Genomic DNA, 17,393 nt, shown 5'->3' on the forward strand with positions numbered 1-17,393 from the left:
GCTCCTGCCGGGTTCGTCGGCTCCCCCGATGTGGCGGACCCTCGGACATGTTCACCACAGCCAGGAGAGGAGCCGGTCGAAGAGCCCCCCGGACTGGTCGTCACTCTCGAGGTACTCCTCTGCGCTGGTGACCAGGCCCGACACCGTGACGCCCGCGGACAGCTTGCCCTTGTCGAGCCACGTGGCCGTCGTGCGCAGGTGCTGGTTGACGCCGGTGGCGAAGAGCGCTGCGGTCGGTACGTCGCCGAGAGCGCCGGCCGGCAGCGTGATGCCGGCGATCCGGCCCTCGGCCTCGTCGAGGTCGTCCTGCACCTCGGCGAAGTACTTGCTGGCGTCGGCGAGCGTGGTGGGCTCGACCGCGACGTTGCCGTCGAGCCCGAGCTCGGAGTAGGGAGTCACTGTCATGTGCATCGCCGCCCACAGGGACTCGAGCGGGGCGTCCTTCGTGGGCTCGGAGTACTCGGCGGCACCGGACTCGTAGGTCGTCAGCAGGCCGGACGGGAGAGCCGCGACGCCCTCGGACATGTTGGGCAGGTCGACCGAGCGGATGGGTTCGCCCAGCGCCCCGCCGCCGGTCACCTGGTCGAGCGGGTAGCTCTGCAACTGACTGCCGTTGCCGCGACCGTACGAGGTGCTGAAGACGATCTCGCCCTCGTGCACGGCCACGCCCTGGGTCTGCGGAGGGGTGGGGAACGGGCCCTGAGGAGCCCCCCAGGACTCGGTGCGGTGATTCCAGGTGTGGGTGTACATCTGCGAGGACCCGAAGTCACCGACGTACATCGTGTCACCGTGCACGGTCGCATAGGACCCGGCCGCGACCGGGGCGGACGGCCCCGCGGTGGGGACAGCGGCACCGGGGCTGGCGGAGCGGATGTCGTCGAGGGAGTACGGGACCATGCGGGGATCGTCCTTGTCGGACGACGTCACCCACACGGTGCCGTTGTGGACGACGACCCCGCCGGCGTGGTCGGGCGGATGGTCCATCTCCGCGATGTTGCCGAGCTCGACGGTCTGGATCAGCTGGCCGGTGCCGGGGTCGATGAGCGAGAGCTGCGAGCTGCCCCCCGCATAGGAGGTCTGCACCAACAACGGAGGTCGCTCGTCCGGTCGTCCCGGACCGCTGTGTTGAGAGTCGGACGGGGCGTAGGCCAGTCCTTGTGCCTTCCATCCGTCGTCGTCGTTGCCCGTCGCCAGCGTCTCTGGGATGAGCGGCCCCTGGGAGCCGGGGTTGGCGAGGTCGTCGACCATCGACTTGGCCAGGCCCTGCTCGTACCAGTCCTCCTGCTCGTCGGTGAGCGGGTCCGACACCACGAAGTCGAGCGACTCCGCGAGCCGGGCCCCGTAGTCGGCGCGGGCGCTCTGCAGCGCGACGATGACCGCGGCCCGGAAGAGCAGCAGCATCATCGGAGAGGTGACGGTGGCCTGGTGTCGCCGCCAGGCCGCGATGATCGTGTCGGCGGCGTCGACCATGGCCCGGTAGTCGGCCTCGGCCCGCTGTAGCGCCAGCGCGGCCCGGTTGAGCCGGATGAAGCCGACCTCGGCGGCGGCCTTGGTCGCCCAGGCGCGCATGTTGAAGCGGGTGCGGGCGGTGGGGCTCTCCCAGATCGGCTTGTCCTCGGCATACCGGATCAGCGCGATGCTGTCGGAGACCCGGCGCATGGTGCGGACGACGTCGTCGTCGACGGCGGCGATGGTCGCGGCACTGCCCGACGTCATCGCCGCGTACATGGCCTCAGGATCGCTCACCCGGCCGCTCCCCTCCTGCGGTCGCCCGGGCCGGCCCCGGCGATCTCGGCCTACCCCGATCGGCGCACCCGCAAACCACGATGCCGGCCGATAACCCTGAGACGTCCTCGCGTGGGCGTTCCCCTCGGGGCATACCGCCGGTACGGTGGCGCGCATGACGGAGACGACGACCACCGAGCTGACCGCCGAGATCGAGATCGACGCCCCGCCTGCAGCGGTATGGGCGCTGGTCACCGACGTCCGCCGGATGTCGGAGTGGAGCCCTCAGGTCGTGCGCTCGTTCGTGCTGGGCGGCCCGGTCCGGCAGGGCACGACGTTCGTGAACCTCAACCGCCGGGGGCCGCTGTTCTGGCCGACCCGGGCCAAGGTGGTGCGGTTCACCCCGCACCAGGACTTCGCCTTCCGGGTCGCCGAGAACTGGACCGTGTGGTCCTTCCAGCTCGAGCCGACCGCCTCGGGCGGCACCCGGGTCGTGCAGCGCCGCGAGACGCCGCGCGGCATCTCGGGCGTCTCGAAGGGCCTCACCAAGGTCGCCTTCGGCGGCCAGGAGACCTTCACCGGTGAGCTGGCCGAGGGGATGCAGCAGACGCTGGCGCGGGTGAAGGCCGAGGCCGAGCGCTGAGCTGGCCGCCGGCGGTCGAACGCCAACGGCCCGCCCGGATCACCCGGGCGGGCCGTTGTACGTGTTCAGCTCGAAGCTGGAGAGGTCACTCTTCGCCTGGTTTCGACACGCGCATCGCGGCTTCGTTCCTCAGCCGCGGCGCTCGCTCAACCTGCGGGCGAGACGAGTGAGGGTTCGTTCCTCACCCTCACTCTTCGCCCTTGATGAACGCCTCCACGCGGCGGCGTCCCTCCTCGTCGGGCAGCTGCACCGGCGGGGACTTCATCAGGTAGGACGAGGCGGAGATGATCGGGCCACCGATGCCGCGGTCCTTGGCGATCTTCGCGGCGCGGATCGCGTCGATGATGATGCCGGCGGAGTTCGGGGAGTCCCAGACCTCGAGCTTGTACTCCAGGTTGAGCGGGGCGTCTCCGAACGCGCGGCCCTCGAGGCGCACGTAGGCCCACTTGCGGTCGTCGAGCCACTCGACGTAGTCCGAGGGCCCGATGTGCACGTTGCGGTCGTGCACCTTGCCGGCCAGCTCACCGTTGAGGTTCGAGGTCACGGCCTGGGTCTTGGAGACCTTCTTCGACTCCAGGCGCTCCCGCTCGAGCATGTTCTTGAAGTCCATGTTGCCGCCGACGTTGAGCTGGTAGGTGCGGTCGAGCACCACGCCGCGGTCCTCGAACAGCTTGGCCATCACCCGGTGGGTGATGGTCGCGCCGACCTGGCTCTTGATGTCGTCGCCGACGATCGGGACGCCGGCGTCGGTGAACTTCTTGGCCCACACGGGGTCGGAGGCGATGAAGACCGGCAGCGCGTTCACGAACGCCACACCGGCGTCGATGGCGCACTGGGCGTAGAACTTGTCGGCCTCCTCGGAGCCCACCGGCAGGTAGGACACCATCACGTCGACCTGACGGTCCTTGAGGACCTGGACGACGTCGACCGGCTCGGCCGCGGACTCGTTGATCGTCTGGCGGTAGTACTTGCCGAGACCGTCGAGGGTCGGGCCGCGCTGGACCTCCACGCCGAGGGTCGGGACGTCGGCGATCTTGATCGTGTTGTTCTGCGAGGAGTTGATCGCCTCGGAGAGGTCCTTGCCGACCTTGATGTCGTCGACGTCGAAGGCGGCGACGAACTCGACGTCCTTGACGTGGTAGTCGCCGAAGGCGACGTGCATCAGGCCGGGGACCGAACCCGAGGGGTCAGCATCCTTGTAGTAGGTGACTCCCTGGACGAGGGAGCTGGCGCAGTTGCCCACCCCCACGATTGCTACTCGAACCGAACCCATCAGGGTCTTCCTTCCTCTGTGCGGTCTGCCGGTGAGGCGTCTGGACTGGCCGCCGGTGGGCGGTGGGGGGTGGGTCACTCGGTGGGCGGGATCGTCGCCGGCCGGCTCGGCTCGGCGGCGGTCTCGCGGACCGGGTGACCCTCGTTGGCGGCGTCGGGGCTGACGGCCCCTCCGCTGCGTTCGGCGTTGATGAGGTCGGAGAGCCACCGCACCTCACGCTCGACCGATTCGACGCCGTGGCGCTGGAGCTCCGCGGCGTACCGGTTGACCTCCTTCTGGGTCATCGAGAGCTGCTGCTGGACCCGGTCGAGGCGCTCCTGGAGACGGGTACGCCGTCCCTCGAGCACCCGGAGCCGGATCTCCATGTCGGTGGAGGAGAAGAAGGCGAACCGGATGTCGAAGTTGTCGTCCTCCCACGCGGTGGGACCGACCTCCGACATCAGTCGCTGGAACTCCCGGGTCCCCGCGGGGGTGACCTGGTAGGTGATCCGGGGGCGCTTGGACACCGGTGTGCCCGGCGTCTTGGTCGTCATGGTCTCCTCGATGAGCGAGGCCCGGAGCATCTTCTTCAACGTCGGGTAGAGGGAGCCGTAGGACAGCACCCGCCCCCAGCCGAGCATCAGGTTCAACCGCTTGCGCAGCTCGTAGCCGTGCATGGGTCCCTCGTGCAGCAGTCCGAGGACTGCGAGCTCGATGGTCTCTCCACGACGTGCCACGCGACCTATCGTAGCGATATATCCGCCGGTTGCGAACCAACGAGGTATCGCCGGCATGCGGTGGCGCCGAGCGGACGTCTCGAAGCGGCCTACGGCGAGTGCGTACCCTGGGTAGGCGCGCGACCCCCCGCGCGCCGATCCCGTGCGCCTGTGCAGCAGGACCGAGCACCAGGCAGAGCACGAGAGCCCCCGACCCGGAGAACCATCACGTGAGTGGCAAGCGCAGGGCCGACGGCCCGTCCGTCAAGGCCTCCTCCCCCCAGGGCCGACCGGCGAAGCCCGGGCGGGGCGGCAAGCCTCCCCGCAGCCGCAAGCAGAAGGCGCTGCGGGTCCTGATGTGGTTCGGCATCGTCGGGCTGGTGGGGGCGCTGCTGGCCGCTGCCGGCTTCGTCTACCTCTACCAGACCATCGAGGTGCCCGACCCCAACGAGGACTTCCAGACCCAGACGACCTTCGTCTACTACGCCGACGGCAAGACCGAGCTGGGCAGCTTCGCCACCCAGAACCGGGTCTCGATCGACCTCGACGAGATGCCGCAGACCCTGCAGGACGCGGTGGTCGCCGCCGAGAACCGGTCGTTCTGGACCGACAGCGGCATCGACCCCCGGGGCATCCTGCGCGCGGCGTTCAACAACGCGCAGGGCGGCACCACCCAGGGCGCGTCGACGATCACCCAGCAGTACGTCAAGATCCTCTACCTCACCCAGGAGCGCACCTGGGAGCGCAAGGCCAAAGAGGCGATCCTGTCGCTGAAGATCCACCGGCAGCAGACCAAGTCGCAGATCCTCGAGGGCTACCTCAACACCATCTACTTCGGTCGGGGCGCCTACGGCGTGGAGGCGGCCGCCCACGCCTACTTCGACAAGCCCGCTGCCAAGCTGAGCCTGCGTGAGTCGGCGGTGCTCGCGGCGGTGCTCAACAACCCGACCCGGTTCGACCCCGACAACGGCAAGGACGCTCGCCTCGAGCTCCGGGACCGCTACGAGTGGATCCTCGGCGGCATGGCCGAGATGGACACGATCAGCCCCGAGCAGGCCGAGAAGGCCCAGCGGCGGCTGCCGAAGTTCCCCGAGATCGCGGCCGAGAGCCGCTACGGCGGCCAGAAGGGCCACATGCTGACCATGGTCCGCAAGGAGCTGGTGCGGCTCGGCTTCAGCGAGGACGAGATCGACGGCGGCGGCCTGCGGGTCACCACGACGTTCGACCCCAAGGTGATGGCCGCGGCCCAGGAGGCCGCGATCGAGCAGCGTCCCGAGGGATTCGGCGACAAGGAGCTGCACACCGCGGTCGCGAGCGTGGAGCCCGGCACCGGGGCGGTCCGGGGCTTCTACGCCGGCCAGGACTACCTCGACTCGCAGATCAACTGGGCCGTCTCGGGTGGTCAGGGTGGGTCGATCCTGAAGCCGTTCGCGCTGGTCGCCGCGATCCGCGACGGGTTCTCGCTCAAGGACACCTTCTACGGCAACTCGCCGATCGAGCTGCCCGACGGTACCGACATCGAGAACCAGGGCAACACGCCCTACGGCGAGGCGATCGACATGATCGCCGCCACGGAGAACTCGGTGAACACCGCCTTCATCGACATGACCATGAGCATGGAGAACGGCCCGGAGAAGATCATCCAGGCCGCGACCGACATGGGCCTGCCGCCGGAGGAGCCACGGTTCAAGAAGGCCCCCGGTTTCCCGAACCGCACTCCGGGGCTCGAGCCGGTGCTCGGGGTCGCGCTGGGCAGTGCGACGGTGAGCCCGATCAACATGGCCAACGCCTACGGCACGCTCGCCGCCGAGGGCCGGGCCGCCGAGGCCTACATCATCGAGAAGGTGGTCGACACCCAGAGCGGCGAGACCGAGTACGTCCACCGCGACACCAGCGAGCAGACCGTCGACGCCGACATCGCGGCCGACGTCACCTACGCGATGCAGCAGGTGGTCAACACCGGCTCCGGCACCGCCGCGCTGTCCCTGGGTCGCGAGGCCGCCGGCAAGACCGGCACCTCCACGAACGGGCCCGGTGACGTGGTGTCGGCGTGGTTCACCGGCTTCACCCCCCAGTTGAGCACCTCGGTGGTCTACGTGCGGGGTGACGGCGTCGGCAAGCTCGACGACTGGCTGCCCTCCTACTTCGGCGGGGCCTACCCGGCGGAGACCTGGACCGCCGCGATGGCCAAGGCCCTCGAGGGCCTGCCCGAGGAGGAGTTCCCCGAGCCGGTCTTCGTCGACGGCGAGGCTCCTGAGGCCGGGCACGAGCCCTACACCCCTCCGCCGTCGCCGACGAAGAAGCCGTCGCCGACCAAGGAGCCCACCCAGGAGCCGACCAAGACGCCGTCCCAGCCGCCGTCGTCGAGCCCGCCGCCGACCACGGAGTCGCCCAGCCAGAGTCCGACCCAGTCGCCCACCGACGACGGGCCCACGTTCTTCCCCAGCCCCACCGGAACGTCTTCGCCGACCCAGTCGGGATCGGGGCGCCCGCGGCAGGCCGCCGGTGGGCGTTGAGGGCGACGGACCGGGGCGCCTGGGCACGGTCGCGCCGACGCGCGACGACCCGGTGGTCGCCGGGCTGAGCGAGGGCGTGGGCGGACCGCTCGGCGACCGGGCCGGCCGGCACCGCTGGTGGACGCCGGTGCGCGTGGTGCTGCTGCTCGCCGCGGTCGCCATGGCCGTCGGCATGTGGCAGAAGGGCAACTGCTACGACGACACGTGGCAGGACGGCCAGGCTCGCTACTCCCACATGTGCTACTCCGACCTGCCCTACCTCTACACCGGACGCGGCTTCGCCGAGCTGGAGTGGCCCTACGACGACGACCCGTGGGTGCGGGCCCGCTACACCGCGATGGAGTACCCCGTCGGCATCTCCTACTGGGCCTGGGGCACGGCATGGGTGACCCATCAGATCACCGGATCCCCCGACGTCGAGGCGCGCTACTCCCAGCCGGCGGACGCCCTGGGCGGCAAGCCCGAGGTGCAGCGGGAGATGCGGGCCTTCGTGATCGTGAACGCCCTCGGGTTCGCGGCGGTCGTGCTGCTCGCGGCCTGGTTGCTGGCCCGGACGCACCGGCGCCGGCCGTGGGACGCGGCGGTCTTCGCCGCCTCACCGGCGCTCGCACTGACCGCGCTGGTCAACTGGGACCTCCTCGCGGTGGCGCTGGTGGCGGGGGCGCTGTGGGCCTGGGCCCGAGCCCATCCGGGGCTGGCGGGCGTGCTGATCGGGCTGGGCACCGCGGTGAAGCTCTACCCGCTGTTCCTGCTCGGCGGCGTGCTGGTGATCTGCCTGCGGCGTCGCCGGTGGGGCGATCTGGGCCTGGCCGTCGTCGCGGCCGCCGGTGCCTGGCTGCTCGCCAACGCCCCGGCGTACCTCGCCGGCCCCGACGCGTGGCGGGTGTTCTGGCACTTCAACTCCGACCGAGGGGCCGACCTGGGGTCGATCTGGCTGGTGGTCCAGCAGGCCGCCGACACCACGATCAGTCCCGACACCATCAACGCCTGGTCGTGGGTGCTGTTCGGTGCCTGGTGCGTCGGTGTGCTCCTCGTCGGGCTGGCCGCGCCGCAGACCCCCCGGCTGGCCCAGCTCGGCTTCCTCGTCGTGGCTGGGTTCCTGCTGGTCAACAAGGTCTACTCGCCGCAGTACGTCCTGTGGCTGCTGCCGCTGGCCGCGCTGGCGCGGCCCCGGTGGCGAGACCAGATCGTGTGGCAGTCCGGTGAGGTGCTCTACTTCGCCGCCGTGTGGTGGTACCTCGGCGGCTACCTCGAGCCTGCCGGCGGCGGGGACGCCGGGTTCTACTGGCTGGCGATCGTGCTGCGGATGGCTGCCGAGCTCTACCTGGTCGGCGTCGTCGTGCGCGACGTGCTGGTGCCCTCGCACGACCCCGTGGCCGAAGGGCGAGAGCCGGTCGAGCGGGCGGCCCGTCGCCCGGAGCCGGACGCCGTCCCGCTCAGCTGACCTGGACCCGGTCGAACCGGGTGGTGGTGAACCGCACCCGGACGTCGACCTCGTCGCCCACCTCGGGCACTGGGGCGCCGTGCGGGAGGAACAGCATCGACGCCTGCATGTGCGGAGGCTCGGCGAAGAGCCGGTGCTTGCCGTCGATCGAGAACGGCGACCGCACGAAGCCGACCGCGTCGAGGCCACCACGGGCGAGCGTGGCGGCCCGGGCCCGGATCGAGGAGTCGCCGGTCGGCGCCTCTAGGCCGATGCCGTGGGCGGTACCGCCGCTGACCACCAGCAGATGGCCCGGCTTCGGCGCCGTGCGACCGCGATAGCCGAAGCTGTCGCCGCGCTCGACCGGGTGCACGTCGAGCACGGTCGCGCTCGCTCGCAGCGCCGCCCGGTCGCCCAGCCACAAGGCGGTGCCGATGCGGGGCCGGATCTGGTAGTCCGGGTAGGCCGCCCGCAGGGCGTCGAGCTCGGCCGGCGTGAGGTGGCTGACCCAGATGGTGCGGGTCGGCAGCTGGCAGGCGACCACGTCGTTCATCAGCCGCTGCACCTCGCCCAGGTGCGATCCCTGCGCCAGCGGCAGGTGGAAGGCGAAGCCCTCGACCCGGGCCCGCGGCGCCTCGGCCAGCGTGCGCGCGGCCGCCCACAGATCGCGGGCGAGGAAGCCGTGCCGCTGCATGCTGGTCCGGCGCTCGAGCACCAAGCGCGCGTCGGGCTCACGGGCCAGCAGGGCATCGACGTCGCCCGGCCGGCCGACGGTGTGGACCACCCGCCGCGCGAGCTTCGGGTCGAGCTCCAGCGCGGCGCCGAACGGCCGCCACGGAGTGAGCACGAGCAGGCTGCCGTCGAAGCGCGAGGCGACCTCGGGCAGCTCCTCGTAGGTGCCGACGGCCAGCGTGTCGACACCCAGACCCAAGTCGTGCAACCACTGGGCGCGGCGGGCGAGCCGGGCGAGCGTGAATCCGTAGCCGTTGCCCTTCGCGACCGGCACCAGGCCGGGATGGGAGGCCGCGACCGACCGCAGATGGGTGCGCCAACGCTCGCCGTCGACGCTGAGGGTGAGGCTCATCCGCGCCTCCGCAGGTACGCCGAGAACGCGGCGTACAACGGCCGGTTCAGCGGGAGGTCCCACTCGCCGGCGTACTCGACGGCCTCGCCACCGGTGCCGACCTTGAACTGGATCAGCCCGACGTGGGGGTCGTCGGCGTCCAGCGTGTCGGTGATGCCCCGCAGGTCGTAGACGTCGGCGCCGGCCGCGAGGGCGTCGCGGATCATCGCCCATTGCACGGCGTTCGAGCCGCGGACCTCGCGCTTCTCGGTCGAGGAAGCGCCGTAGGAGTACCAGGCGTGCGCGCCCACCCGGATCGCGATGGTCGCCGCGACCAGGTCGCCGTCGTGGCGGGCCAGGTAGAGCCGGATCCGATCCGGCTCCTCGGCGCCGAGCGCGCGGACCATGGTGCGGAAGTAGGCGAGCGGGCGCGGGGTGAAGTGGTCGCGCTCGGCGGTGTGCACATAGAGGTCGTGGAAGGCCGCCAGGTCGGCGTCGAGGGTGTCGGGACCCGCGGCCTGGACCACCACGCCCGCCTTGTCGGCCTTGCGGATGTTGCGGCGCCACAGCTGGTTCATGCCGGCCAGCACGGCGTCCTCGGTGAGCGGGCCGCCCTCGGCGTCGCGCAGCGGGACCCAGAAGACGTACTGCGGCTGGCCCGCCGCGAAGCCTCCCTCGGCCAGCTGGGGGCGCCAGCCCAGCTCGTGCAGCTGGGAGACGACCCGGGCGCCCACCTGGTCGCGCTCGACCGGGGCCAGGTCGCCCAGGCGGCGCACGCCGGTGTCGGCGATGCCGTCCTTGACCTGAGCGGCGGTCCAGCGGCGGGTGACCACCGGCGGCCCCATCCGGACCCCGAAGGCGCCCTGGCCGCGCAGGTGCTCGGCGAGCGGGACGAGCCAGGCCCGCAGGTCCTCGCTGGTCCAGTCGATGACCGGACCCTCGGGAAGGTAGGCCAGGTAGCGCTTCACCTTCGGCAGCTGGCGGTAGAGGACGAGCGCGGCACCCACCAGCTCGCCGTCGCGGAACCAGCCCAGCGACTCCGAGCGCCAGTCGGCCTTGACCTGACCCCAGGCGGGGGTCTGCAGGAAGCTCGCCGAACGCTGCGCGCGCAGGAAGGCCAGGTGCTGGGCCGCGTCGACGGGACGGACGGTCAGCACGGTCTGGGGATCAGCGGCGGGTCGACGGCTCACCGGGACGAGGCTACCGGCCGGTCTTCGCGGTCCGGCGGGTGGCCGCAGGCGCCGCTCGCGGCGTGGCGACCGCGTCGTCAGGCCCAGATCCGGCGCTCGCCCACCGAGCCGAGCAGCTCGCCGTAGGAGTAGGGAGTGTCGTCCTCGGCGCTCTCAGCGCCGGAGGGCGAGCTGTCGTCGACCGGGGAGTACTCCAGGGCCATCACCATCGCCTCGGTGGCCAGGTCGCTGTGCTCGATGTCGACCCGGATGGCGTCCTGGTCGTCGTCCAGGAGGACGTCGCTGACCACCGCGATGCCGACCAGGCCGTCACGGTTCTCGGTCAGCTCCTCGACGAGCGCCTCGAGGGCCTCCTCGCCGTCGATGTCCTCGTCGTCCTCGAGCATCATCACCTGGGTCTCGCCCTCCGCGGTCAGCGCGACCGCGAACGGCAGGAACGCGCCCTGCTCCTCGAGCAGCTGCTGGGCCACGTCGATGCCCACGTTGAGGAGCTCGTCGAACTCGGACTGGAGCCGCTCGTCGACGACCTCGTCGTCGGGTCCGGCGTGCACGTCGGCGTCGTGGGTGTGGCCGTCGTGGCCGGGCTGGTCAGGGTGGTCGGTCGCCATCGCTGCGCCTCCTCGGGGTGGTGCCCGCGCCGGGGAGAGGCGGGGCTCGGTCGGTGGGTCAGAGCCGGTCGCGCAGCCACGCGAAGTCGGCCCGGTGCTCGGCGGCGCCTCCAGGAGTCTCGCAGACCACCGGGGCGGCGGCCTCACGCACCACCGCGGCCAGCAGGTCGGGGTCGATCCGGCCGGCGCCGAAGCTGGCGTGCCGGTCGGCCCCGGAGCCGAACTCGTCGCGGCTGTCGTTGCAGTGGACCAGGTCGATGCGGCCGGTGATCGCGCGCACGCGCTCGACCACGGTCTCGAGGTCGTTGCCGCCGGCGTGGGCGTGGCAGGTGTCGAGACAGAAGCCCACGCGGTCGGCCTGCTCGCAGCCGGAGATCGCGTCGAAGACCCGGCCGATGCGGTCGAGGTAGCGAGTCATCGCGTTGTCGCCGCCGGCGGTGTTCTCGATCAACAGCGGCACGTGCAGGTCGGTGGCCTCGATCGCCTTGCGCCAGTTGTCGAAGCCCTTCTCGGGGTCGTCTGCCTTGTTGACGTGGCCCCCGTGCACGATCAGGCCCTTGGCGCCGATCGCGGCGGCGGCGTCGACGTGCTGCTGGAGCAGCTTGCGGGAGGGGATCCGGATGCGGTTGTTGGTGGTGGCCACGTTGACGATGTAGGGCGCGTGCACGTAGAGGTCGACCCCCGCCGCCGCCGCGTCGGCGCGCAGGGCCTCGGCACCGCCGGCGTACGACACCTCCGGCCCCTGGTATCCCTGGGGGTCGCCGAGGAAGAACTGCACCAACGGCGCCTCCCGGGCCGCCGCCTCGGCGATCGGGTCGGTCTGGTCGACGTGCGCGCCGATCCGGATGTCGCTCATGGCCGCCATCCTAGGAAGTGCCGCCAGTCGGCCGGGACGTCGTGCGGTGCGGTCGCCCAGCCGGTCGGGTACGACGCCCACGCGGCGCCGGAGGGGGGCGCGAGGGTTGGGCGCTCCGGCCGGTGCGCTGATATCTTGACTCGTCTTCTGTGCGCGGACCCACCGACGGGCCCGAGCCGGCAGACAGCCCACCACCCGGGTCGCTCGCGACTCGTGGGGTGGGTCACGCAAGCCCTCCTGCCACGGAGAGACCGTGGCCGCCGAGTCCAGAGGAGGTGGAGAACGCTGTGCGTGCCTACGAAGTGATGGTCATCCTCGACCCCAGCCTCGACGAGCGGACCATCGCGCCGTCGCTCGACAAGTACCTCAACGTCGTTCGCAACGACGGTGGGAACATCGAGTCCGTCGACGTGTGGGGCCGACGCCGTCTGGCGTACGAGATCAAGAAGAACGCCGAGGGCATCTACGCCATCGTCTCGCTGACCGCCGAGCCGGCCACGGTCAAGGAGCTCGACCGCCAGCTCACGCTGAACGAGTCGATCCTGCGCACCAAGGTGATCCGGCCCGACGTCCACTGAGGGGTCGCGCGCCGGGGCGACCCGGGCGCGCCGCCTTCCGGGTGCGATCGACGGGCCACCTGTCGAGACCACCTGTGGACGACCACTGTCGGCTGTCGGTCCCAACGGCGACGATGGGCCCGACACCGGCACGAACCGGCCAATCAGGTTCGTCGCAGACCAGCGGGGACGGGCAGACCGCCCCCGACGCAAGCTAGGGAGACCTCATGGCAGGCGAGACCGTCATCACCGTGGTCGGCAACCTCGTCGACGACCCGGAGCTGCGCTTCACCCCCTCGGGGGCGGCCGTGGCGAACTTCCGGATCGCTTCGACGCCGCGCACCTTCGACCGGCAGACCAACGAGTGGAAGGACGGCGAAGCGCTGTTCCTCTCCTGCTCGGTGTGGCGGCAGGCCGCGGAGAACGTTGCCGAGTCCCTGCAACGCGGCATGCGTGTCGTGGTGCAGGGGCGGCTGAAGTCCCGCACCTACGAGACGCGTGAGGGCGAGAAGCGCACCGTCTTCGAGATCGAGGTCGAAGAGGTCGGCCCGTCCCTGAAGTACGCCACCGCCAAGGTCACCCGCACCACCCGGCAGGGCGGCGGCGGGGGCTACTCCGGCGGCGGCGCCCAGCAGGGCGGCGGCGACGACCCGTGGGCCACCCCGGCTCCCCAGCAGGGGGGCCAGGGCGGCCAGCAGGGTGGCGGCTCCTACGGCGGGGGCGGTGGCTACCCGGCCCCCGGCGGGGGCGGCGGCTACGGCGGCGGCGCCCCTCAGGGCGGCGGCCCCGCTCAGGACCCGTGGGGCGCCCCTGGCGTCGGGAGCGACGAGCCACCGTTCTGACCCAGCAACACATCCATCCGATTCACCCTCACCATTCCGGCGTCAGCCGGGCTTCTAGAAAGGGAGCACCACAATGGCCAAGGCAGTGATTCGCAAGCCGAAGAAGAAGGTTTGCCAGTTCTGCAAGGAGAAGGCGACCGGTGTCGACTACAAGGACACCGCGCTGCTCCGCAAGTTCATCTCCGACCGCGGCAAGATCCGCGCCCGTCGGGTCACCGGCAACTGCGTCCAGCACCAGCGTGACGTGGCGACGGCCGTGAAGAACGCGCGCGAGGTCGCTCTGCTGCCCTACACGTCCACCGGTCGCTGAGAGGAGCACGAGAGATGAAGCTCATCCTGACCCAGGAGGTCACCGGCCTCGGCGGGCCCGGCGACGTGGTCGAGGTCAAGGACGGCTACGGCCGCAACTACCTCGTTCCGCGTGGTGTCGCGATCCGCTGGACCCGCGGTGCCGAGAAGACCGTCGAGTCGATCAAGCAGGCCCGTTCGGCCCGTGCGGTGCGCGACCAGGCCCACGCCGAGGAGATCAAGGCCAAGCTCGAGGCCACCGCGGTCAACGTCAAGGTGCGCGCCGGTGCGGGCGGTCGCCTGTTCGGTGCGGTCACCATGGCCGAGATCGCCGGTGCGCTGAGCGAGAGCTCCGGCGAGGCCGTCGACAAGCGCACGATCGCGTCGAAGAACCCGATCAAGGCGCTGGGCAACCACGAGGTGACCGTCAAGCTGCACGACGAAGTGTCCGCCACGGTGGCCCTCAACGTCGTCCCGGCCTGACCGGCGCACGCCACGGAACAAGAAGGGGCCGCCCCTCCCTCGGGAGGGGCGGCCCCTTTCGTGTCGGCCCCTTTGCGTGTCGGCGCCGTCACGCGCGGGTCAGCGCGTCTGGATCGCGTCCAGACGCACGGCGCCGCCCTTGGGGACCCGCACCACCCGGATCGTGATCGGGCGCGACATCCGCTTCGAGCCGGGCGGCCGGACGGTGAAGACGTGGAACGGGTCGTCATCGCCGCCGGCCAGGCTGACCGCTCGCAGCAGCTGCTTGCCTGCATAGACCTCCACCCGGCCCTGTCGCGAGTCTCGCGGGGCGATCAGCCGCACCACCTGCACGTTCTTCGCCGGAACGCGCACCTGCGCGCCGACCCGTCGCGTCGTGAGCAGGTCTCCGGCGAAGGCGTCCTCGGCAGCGACCGTCTTCCACGGCGACCGCTTGCGGGCCTTGAGATTGCGCGGCACCGAGAACATCACCCGGTCGGCGTACTCCTCCCGGTTGCCGGCGGCGTCGGTCGCCGAAAGCTTGAAGATGTGGTCGCCGGGGCGCAGACCGGTGAGCACGAACGGCCCCGGTTCGCAGAGCACCGGCTCCTCGTCGAGCTCGCAACTGGCGCCCACCGCAGACCCGCCGTCCTGGACGACCTCGAGGGTCAGCTCGAGTCGGGGCTGGCGCAGCATCGGCCACCGCGGGTCGAGCGGGTCCACCGGCTTGCCCGTGATCGTGCTCTCCAGCGGCGCCTCGGTGTCGACGGAGAAGGTGACGCGCTCGGGGGTCTCGTCGAGGTCGGGAGCATCGGTATCGGCGGCGAAGAACGGGTTCACGAGGCGACTGGTGATGTCGGTGGCGGAGTCGACCGAGTCGACCGCCCGCACTTCGAAGGTGTAGGGCTGGCCGACGAGCCTGGTCTCGCGCAGCTCACCCCACGACTCTCCGGAGATGCTCTTGAACGTGTCGCCGCTCTGGCAGCCGGACCAGGACGCGCCCGCGGGTGCGGTGGGGCCGACGAAGAGCCGGCACTGGAAGGTGACCGGGTCGGTGTCGGTCGAGTCGGCGGCTGGGTGAGCGCCGGTGAAGGTGAACGCGACCTTGTTCGCGGCGACGTATCCGGCGTCGTTGACGGCCGGGCTCGAGGCCAGGTCGGCGGTCTCCGGAGGCATGGTGTCGTCGCAGTGCGGGCCCGTCGGCATGCCGAGCAGCGGATCCGTCGGAGCCGTCTCGGTCGGGCAGCCGGGGTCGGCCCCGGCCGGGGCGGCGATGCCGATCGTCGGCAGCAGCGCGGCGACCAGACCCCCCGTCGCCAGCATGGCCACCCGTCGTGAACGTGTCCTCATCTGTGCCCTCCCGTGGCCGGCTACGTGTCCAGGCCGTTCAACCGGCGTGGAGGCGAAAGGCTACGTGGACTGACTGCTGCGTGTCGGAGGATCCGAACCGACGACCAGCCAGGCTTCGCCGCGCTCGCGGTGCACGAGCACCAGCCACCGCGCCCCCATGAAGGCACCGGCGAAGACCATCCACACGCCGACGACCCCACCGCCCAGGCTCGCCACCAGCAGCACGAGGGGGGCGTGCACGGCCAGGGTGACCAGCCCGCCGAGCGCGAGGTAGCGGCCGTCGCCGGCTCCGATCAGCACCCCGTCGAGCACGAACACCACTCCCGCGACGGGTTGGGCCAGGGCCGCGACGAGCAGCACCGGCACCAGCAGGTCGTGGACGCGCTCGTCGCCGGTGAACAACGGGCCGAGCAGCGGGCTGCCCGCCGCCAGGAGGACGCCGGTGACCAGCCCGGCGCCCCACCCCCAACGGACCATGCGCCGGGTCACCGCTCGGGTGGCGGTGACATCGCCGGCGCCCAGGTGGCGGCCGGTCAGCGCCTGGGCGGCGATGGCGATGGCGTCGAGCACGAACGCCAGGAAGGTCCACAGGGTCATCGCGAGCTGGTGGGTGGCCAGGTCCACGGCGCGGGAGCCATCGGCAGCGGAGCCGGACGCCACGGCGTACGTCGTGGCCAGCAGCGCAGCGCGCAACGTCAGCGTGCGCACCACGAGGGGCACGCCGGTGCGGCCGGCGGCCAGCACACCCACGACGTCGGGACGCAGGGCGGCGCCCTCGCGGCGGGCGCCACGGACCACGACGGCCACCAGTGCCGCGGCCATCGCGACCTGGGCCAGCAGGGAGCCGAGTGCGGAGCCGGGCAGGCCGAGGCCGGCGAACGCCCCGATGCCATAGACCAGCAGCAGGTTCAGGACCACGTTGAGGACGTTGCCGGCCGCGGCCACGATGAGGGGCGTGCGGGTGTCCTGGAGTCCGCGCAACACCCCGGTGGCGGCCAGCATCAGCAGCAGCGGGCTGACGCCGAGGCCGGCGATCCGCAGATAGGTCGTGGCGGGTCCGACGACATCGGGGCCGGGGTCGAGGGCGCGGACCATCGGCCCGGCGAGGCCGACCGTGACCAAGGTGGCGGCGGCGCCGATCAGCACCGCCAGCCACAGCCCGTCGATGCCGAGGGCCAGCGCCGAGCGCCGGTCGCCGGCGCCGAGCCGGCGCGCGACACCGGCGGTGGTGCCGTAGGCGAGGAACACGCAGAGCCCCACCACCGTCTGCAGCACGACGCCGGCGATGCCGAGCGCGGCCAGCTCCACGGTGCCGAGGCGGCCGACGATCGCGGCGTCGGCGAGCAGGAAGAGCGGTTCGGCGACCAGCGCCAAGAAGGCGGGGAGCGCGAGCCGGAGGATCTCGCGGTCGATCGACCGGGTCACGGGACCATGCTAGTCATCGTAAGAGGCAAGTAGCGCGCCAGACCCCTACGCGGGCCATTCTCGCCGGACGGTGGAAAAACCTCCCGGGCTTGTGCATATCAGTCGGGCTCCGTCCGGGTCCCGGCCGGCCGGGCGATGTCCCGGGCGTGTCGCGCCGATGAATCCACGAAGTCGGCAGGAGTTTTCCCTCCACACCCGTTGAGCGACGTTTTCGCAGGTCAAGACCGGGACAGGAGAAGGCCGTGAGCAGTTGTCCACAGGCGTGTCCCCAGTATGTGCACATCCCCGAGCGTGTCGTCCACGGGTTCCAGCGAGTTATCCCCAGGCCCTGTGGACAACGTGCTTTCGGCGGGCTGGCCCGCGGCGTACCGTCCACTCGTTGTCGGTGGCGCCACCTACCGTCGCAGAACCAGGTCGGACCGCCCTCGCGCGGGGTCCGGCGCCGTCCATCCGTTGCCGAAGGCATTCAGGAGGCCA

The 17,393-nt window shown here is 71.3% G+C and carries 16 protein-coding genes; 7 read left to right on the forward strand and 9 right to left on the reverse strand.

The annotated features are described in order from the left end of the window. Positions 1-51: 51 nt before the first annotated feature. Positions 52-1,746, reverse strand: coding sequence for a hypothetical protein (locus tag D6B71_RS08525; protein WP_126688212.1), 1,695 nt, complete (start codon positions 1,744-1,746; stop codon positions 52-54). Between the two features lie 154 nt (positions 1,747-1,900). Between D6B71_RS08525 and D6B71_RS08530 the strand changes: the two genes are divergently transcribed. Continuing rightward, positions 1,901-2,368, forward strand: a complete 468-nt coding sequence (locus D6B71_RS08530; protein WP_121254026.1) for an SRPBCC family protein — start codon at positions 1,901-1,903, stop codon at positions 2,366-2,368. Between the two features lie 187 nt (positions 2,369-2,555). Here the strand turns inward: D6B71_RS08530 and D6B71_RS08535 are convergent, their stop codons facing one another. Beyond that, positions 2,556-3,641 carry an inositol-3-phosphate synthase gene (locus D6B71_RS08535; protein ID WP_121254028.1) on the reverse strand — a complete coding sequence of 362 codons (1,086 nt, stop codon included), beginning with the start codon at positions 3,639-3,641 and terminating at the stop codon, positions 2,556-2,558. Between the two features lie 74 nt (positions 3,642-3,715). Beyond that, positions 3,716-4,357 (reverse strand): PadR family transcriptional regulator, encoded by a 642-nt coding sequence (locus tag D6B71_RS08540; protein WP_121254030.1) that lies wholly within the window; start codon positions 4,355-4,357, stop codon positions 3,716-3,718. A 209-nt stretch (positions 4,358-4,566) separates the two neighbouring features. On the opposite strand from D6B71_RS08540, the gene D6B71_RS08545 reads away from it, so the two are divergent. Next, positions 4,567-6,852: a transglycosylase domain-containing protein gene (locus D6B71_RS08545; RefSeq protein WP_121254032.1), complete on the forward strand. Its 2,286-nt coding sequence runs from the start codon at positions 4,567-4,569 to the stop codon at positions 6,850-6,852. Beyond that, entirely contained in the window at positions 6,842-8,296 is a 1,455-nt protein-coding gene (locus D6B71_RS08550; protein WP_121254034.1) for a glycosyltransferase family 87 protein, read from the forward strand. The genes D6B71_RS08545 and D6B71_RS08550 overlap by 11 nt, the downstream gene beginning before the upstream one ends. Here the strand turns inward: D6B71_RS08550 and D6B71_RS08555 are convergent. The 4 genes from D6B71_RS08555 to D6B71_RS08570 all read right to left on the reverse strand — a co-directional run bounded on the left by D6B71_RS08555 (position 8,289) and on the right by D6B71_RS08570 (position 11,992). Next, the gene (locus D6B71_RS08555; protein ID WP_121254036.1) at positions 8,289-9,359 is read right to left on the reverse strand and encodes an alanine racemase; all 1,071 of its coding nucleotides are present in this window, start codon (positions 9,357-9,359) and stop codon (positions 8,289-8,291) included. The two genes, D6B71_RS08550 and D6B71_RS08555, sit on opposite strands and share 8 nt — an antisense overlap. Beyond that, a complete protein-coding gene (locus tag D6B71_RS08560) occupies positions 9,356-10,528 on the reverse strand; it encodes a lipid II:glycine glycyltransferase FemX (RefSeq protein ID WP_276310993.1) in 1,173 nt (390 codons plus the stop codon). The genes D6B71_RS08555 and D6B71_RS08560 overlap by 4 nt, the downstream gene beginning before the upstream one ends. A 77-nt stretch (positions 10,529-10,605) precedes the next feature. Beyond that, positions 10,606-11,136, reverse strand: coding sequence for a hypothetical protein (locus D6B71_RS08565; protein WP_121254040.1), 531 nt, complete (start codon positions 11,134-11,136; stop codon positions 10,606-10,608). Between the two features lie 58 nt (positions 11,137-11,194). Further along, positions 11,195-11,992: a deoxyribonuclease IV gene (locus tag D6B71_RS08570; protein WP_240641220.1), complete on the reverse strand. Its 798-nt coding sequence runs from the start codon at positions 11,990-11,992 to the stop codon at positions 11,195-11,197. A gap of 287 nt (positions 11,993-12,279) precedes the next feature. Between D6B71_RS08570 and rpsF the strand changes: the two genes are divergently transcribed. The 4 genes from rpsF to rplI all read left to right on the forward strand — a co-directional run bounded on the left by rpsF (position 12,280) and on the right by rplI (position 14,162). Beyond that, positions 12,280-12,570 (forward strand): 30S ribosomal protein S6, encoded by a 291-nt coding sequence (gene rpsF / locus D6B71_RS08575; RefSeq protein WP_121254043.1) that lies wholly within the window; start codon positions 12,280-12,282, stop codon positions 12,568-12,570. 206 nt (positions 12,571-12,776) lie between these two features. Further along, positions 12,777-13,391 (forward strand): single-stranded DNA-binding protein, encoded by a 615-nt coding sequence (locus D6B71_RS08580; RefSeq protein ID WP_121254045.1) that lies wholly within the window; start codon positions 12,777-12,779, stop codon positions 13,389-13,391. A 73-nt stretch (positions 13,392-13,464) separates the two neighbouring features. Next, on the forward strand, positions 13,465-13,701 hold the full coding sequence (rpsR, locus tag D6B71_RS08585) for a 30S ribosomal protein S18 (protein ID WP_028637855.1): 237 nt from the start codon (positions 13,465-13,467) through the stop codon (positions 13,699-13,701). Positions 13,702-13,715: 14 nt separating this feature from the next. After that, entirely contained in the window at positions 13,716-14,162 is a 447-nt protein-coding gene (rplI, locus tag D6B71_RS08590) for a 50S ribosomal protein L9 (RefSeq protein ID WP_121254047.1), read from the forward strand. A 99-nt stretch (positions 14,163-14,261) separates the two neighbouring features. Here the strand turns inward: rplI and D6B71_RS08595 are convergent, their stop codons facing one another. Continuing rightward, on the reverse strand, positions 14,262-15,491 hold the full coding sequence (locus D6B71_RS08595; protein ID WP_126688213.1) for a hypothetical protein: 1,230 nt from the start codon (positions 15,489-15,491) through the stop codon (positions 14,262-14,264). Positions 15,492-15,551: 60 nt separating this feature from the next. Next, positions 15,552-16,916 carry an MATE family efflux transporter gene (locus D6B71_RS08600; protein WP_121254051.1) on the reverse strand — a complete coding sequence of 455 codons (1,365 nt, stop codon included), beginning with the start codon at positions 16,914-16,916 and terminating at the stop codon, positions 15,552-15,554. Positions 16,917-17,393 lie beyond the last annotated feature (477 nt).

Origin of the sequence: Nocardioides ferulae, from assembly GCF_003660455.1 — a bacterium.
Taxonomy (GTDB): domain Bacteria; phylum Actinomycetota; class Actinomycetes; order Propionibacteriales; family Nocardioidaceae; genus Nocardioides; species Nocardioides ferulae.

Excerpts from the sequence above, each read along its gene's own strand:
- D6B71_RS08530 (WP_121254026.1), top strand. The coding sequence starts at position 1,901 with ATGACGGAGACGACGACCACCGAGCTGACCGCCGAGATCGAGATCGAC.
- D6B71_RS08535 (WP_121254028.1), bottom strand. The coding sequence starts at position 3,641 with ATGGGTTCGGTTCGAGTAGCAATCGTGGGGGTGGGCAACTGCGCCAGC.
- D6B71_RS08555 (WP_121254036.1), bottom strand. The coding sequence starts at position 9,359 with ATGAGCCTCACCCTCAGCGTCGACGGCGAGCGTTGGCGCACCCATCTG.
- D6B71_RS08565 (WP_121254040.1), bottom strand. The coding sequence starts at position 11,136 with ATGGCGACCGACCACCCTGACCAGCCCGGCCACGACGGCCACACCCAC.
- D6B71_RS08570 (WP_240641220.1), bottom strand. The coding sequence starts at position 11,992 with ATGAGCGACATCCGGATCGGCGCGCACGTCGACCAGACCGACCCGATC.
- D6B71_RS08580 (WP_121254045.1), top strand. The coding sequence starts at position 12,777 with ATGGCAGGCGAGACCGTCATCACCGTGGTCGGCAACCTCGTCGACGAC.
- rpsR (WP_028637855.1), top strand. The coding sequence starts at position 13,465 with ATGGCCAAGGCAGTGATTCGCAAGCCGAAGAAGAAGGTTTGCCAGTTC.
- rplI (WP_121254047.1), top strand. The coding sequence starts at position 13,716 with ATGAAGCTCATCCTGACCCAGGAGGTCACCGGCCTCGGCGGGCCCGGC.
- D6B71_RS08595 (WP_126688213.1), bottom strand. The coding sequence starts at position 15,491 with ATGAGGACACGTTCACGACGGGTGGCCATGCTGGCGACGGGGGGTCTG.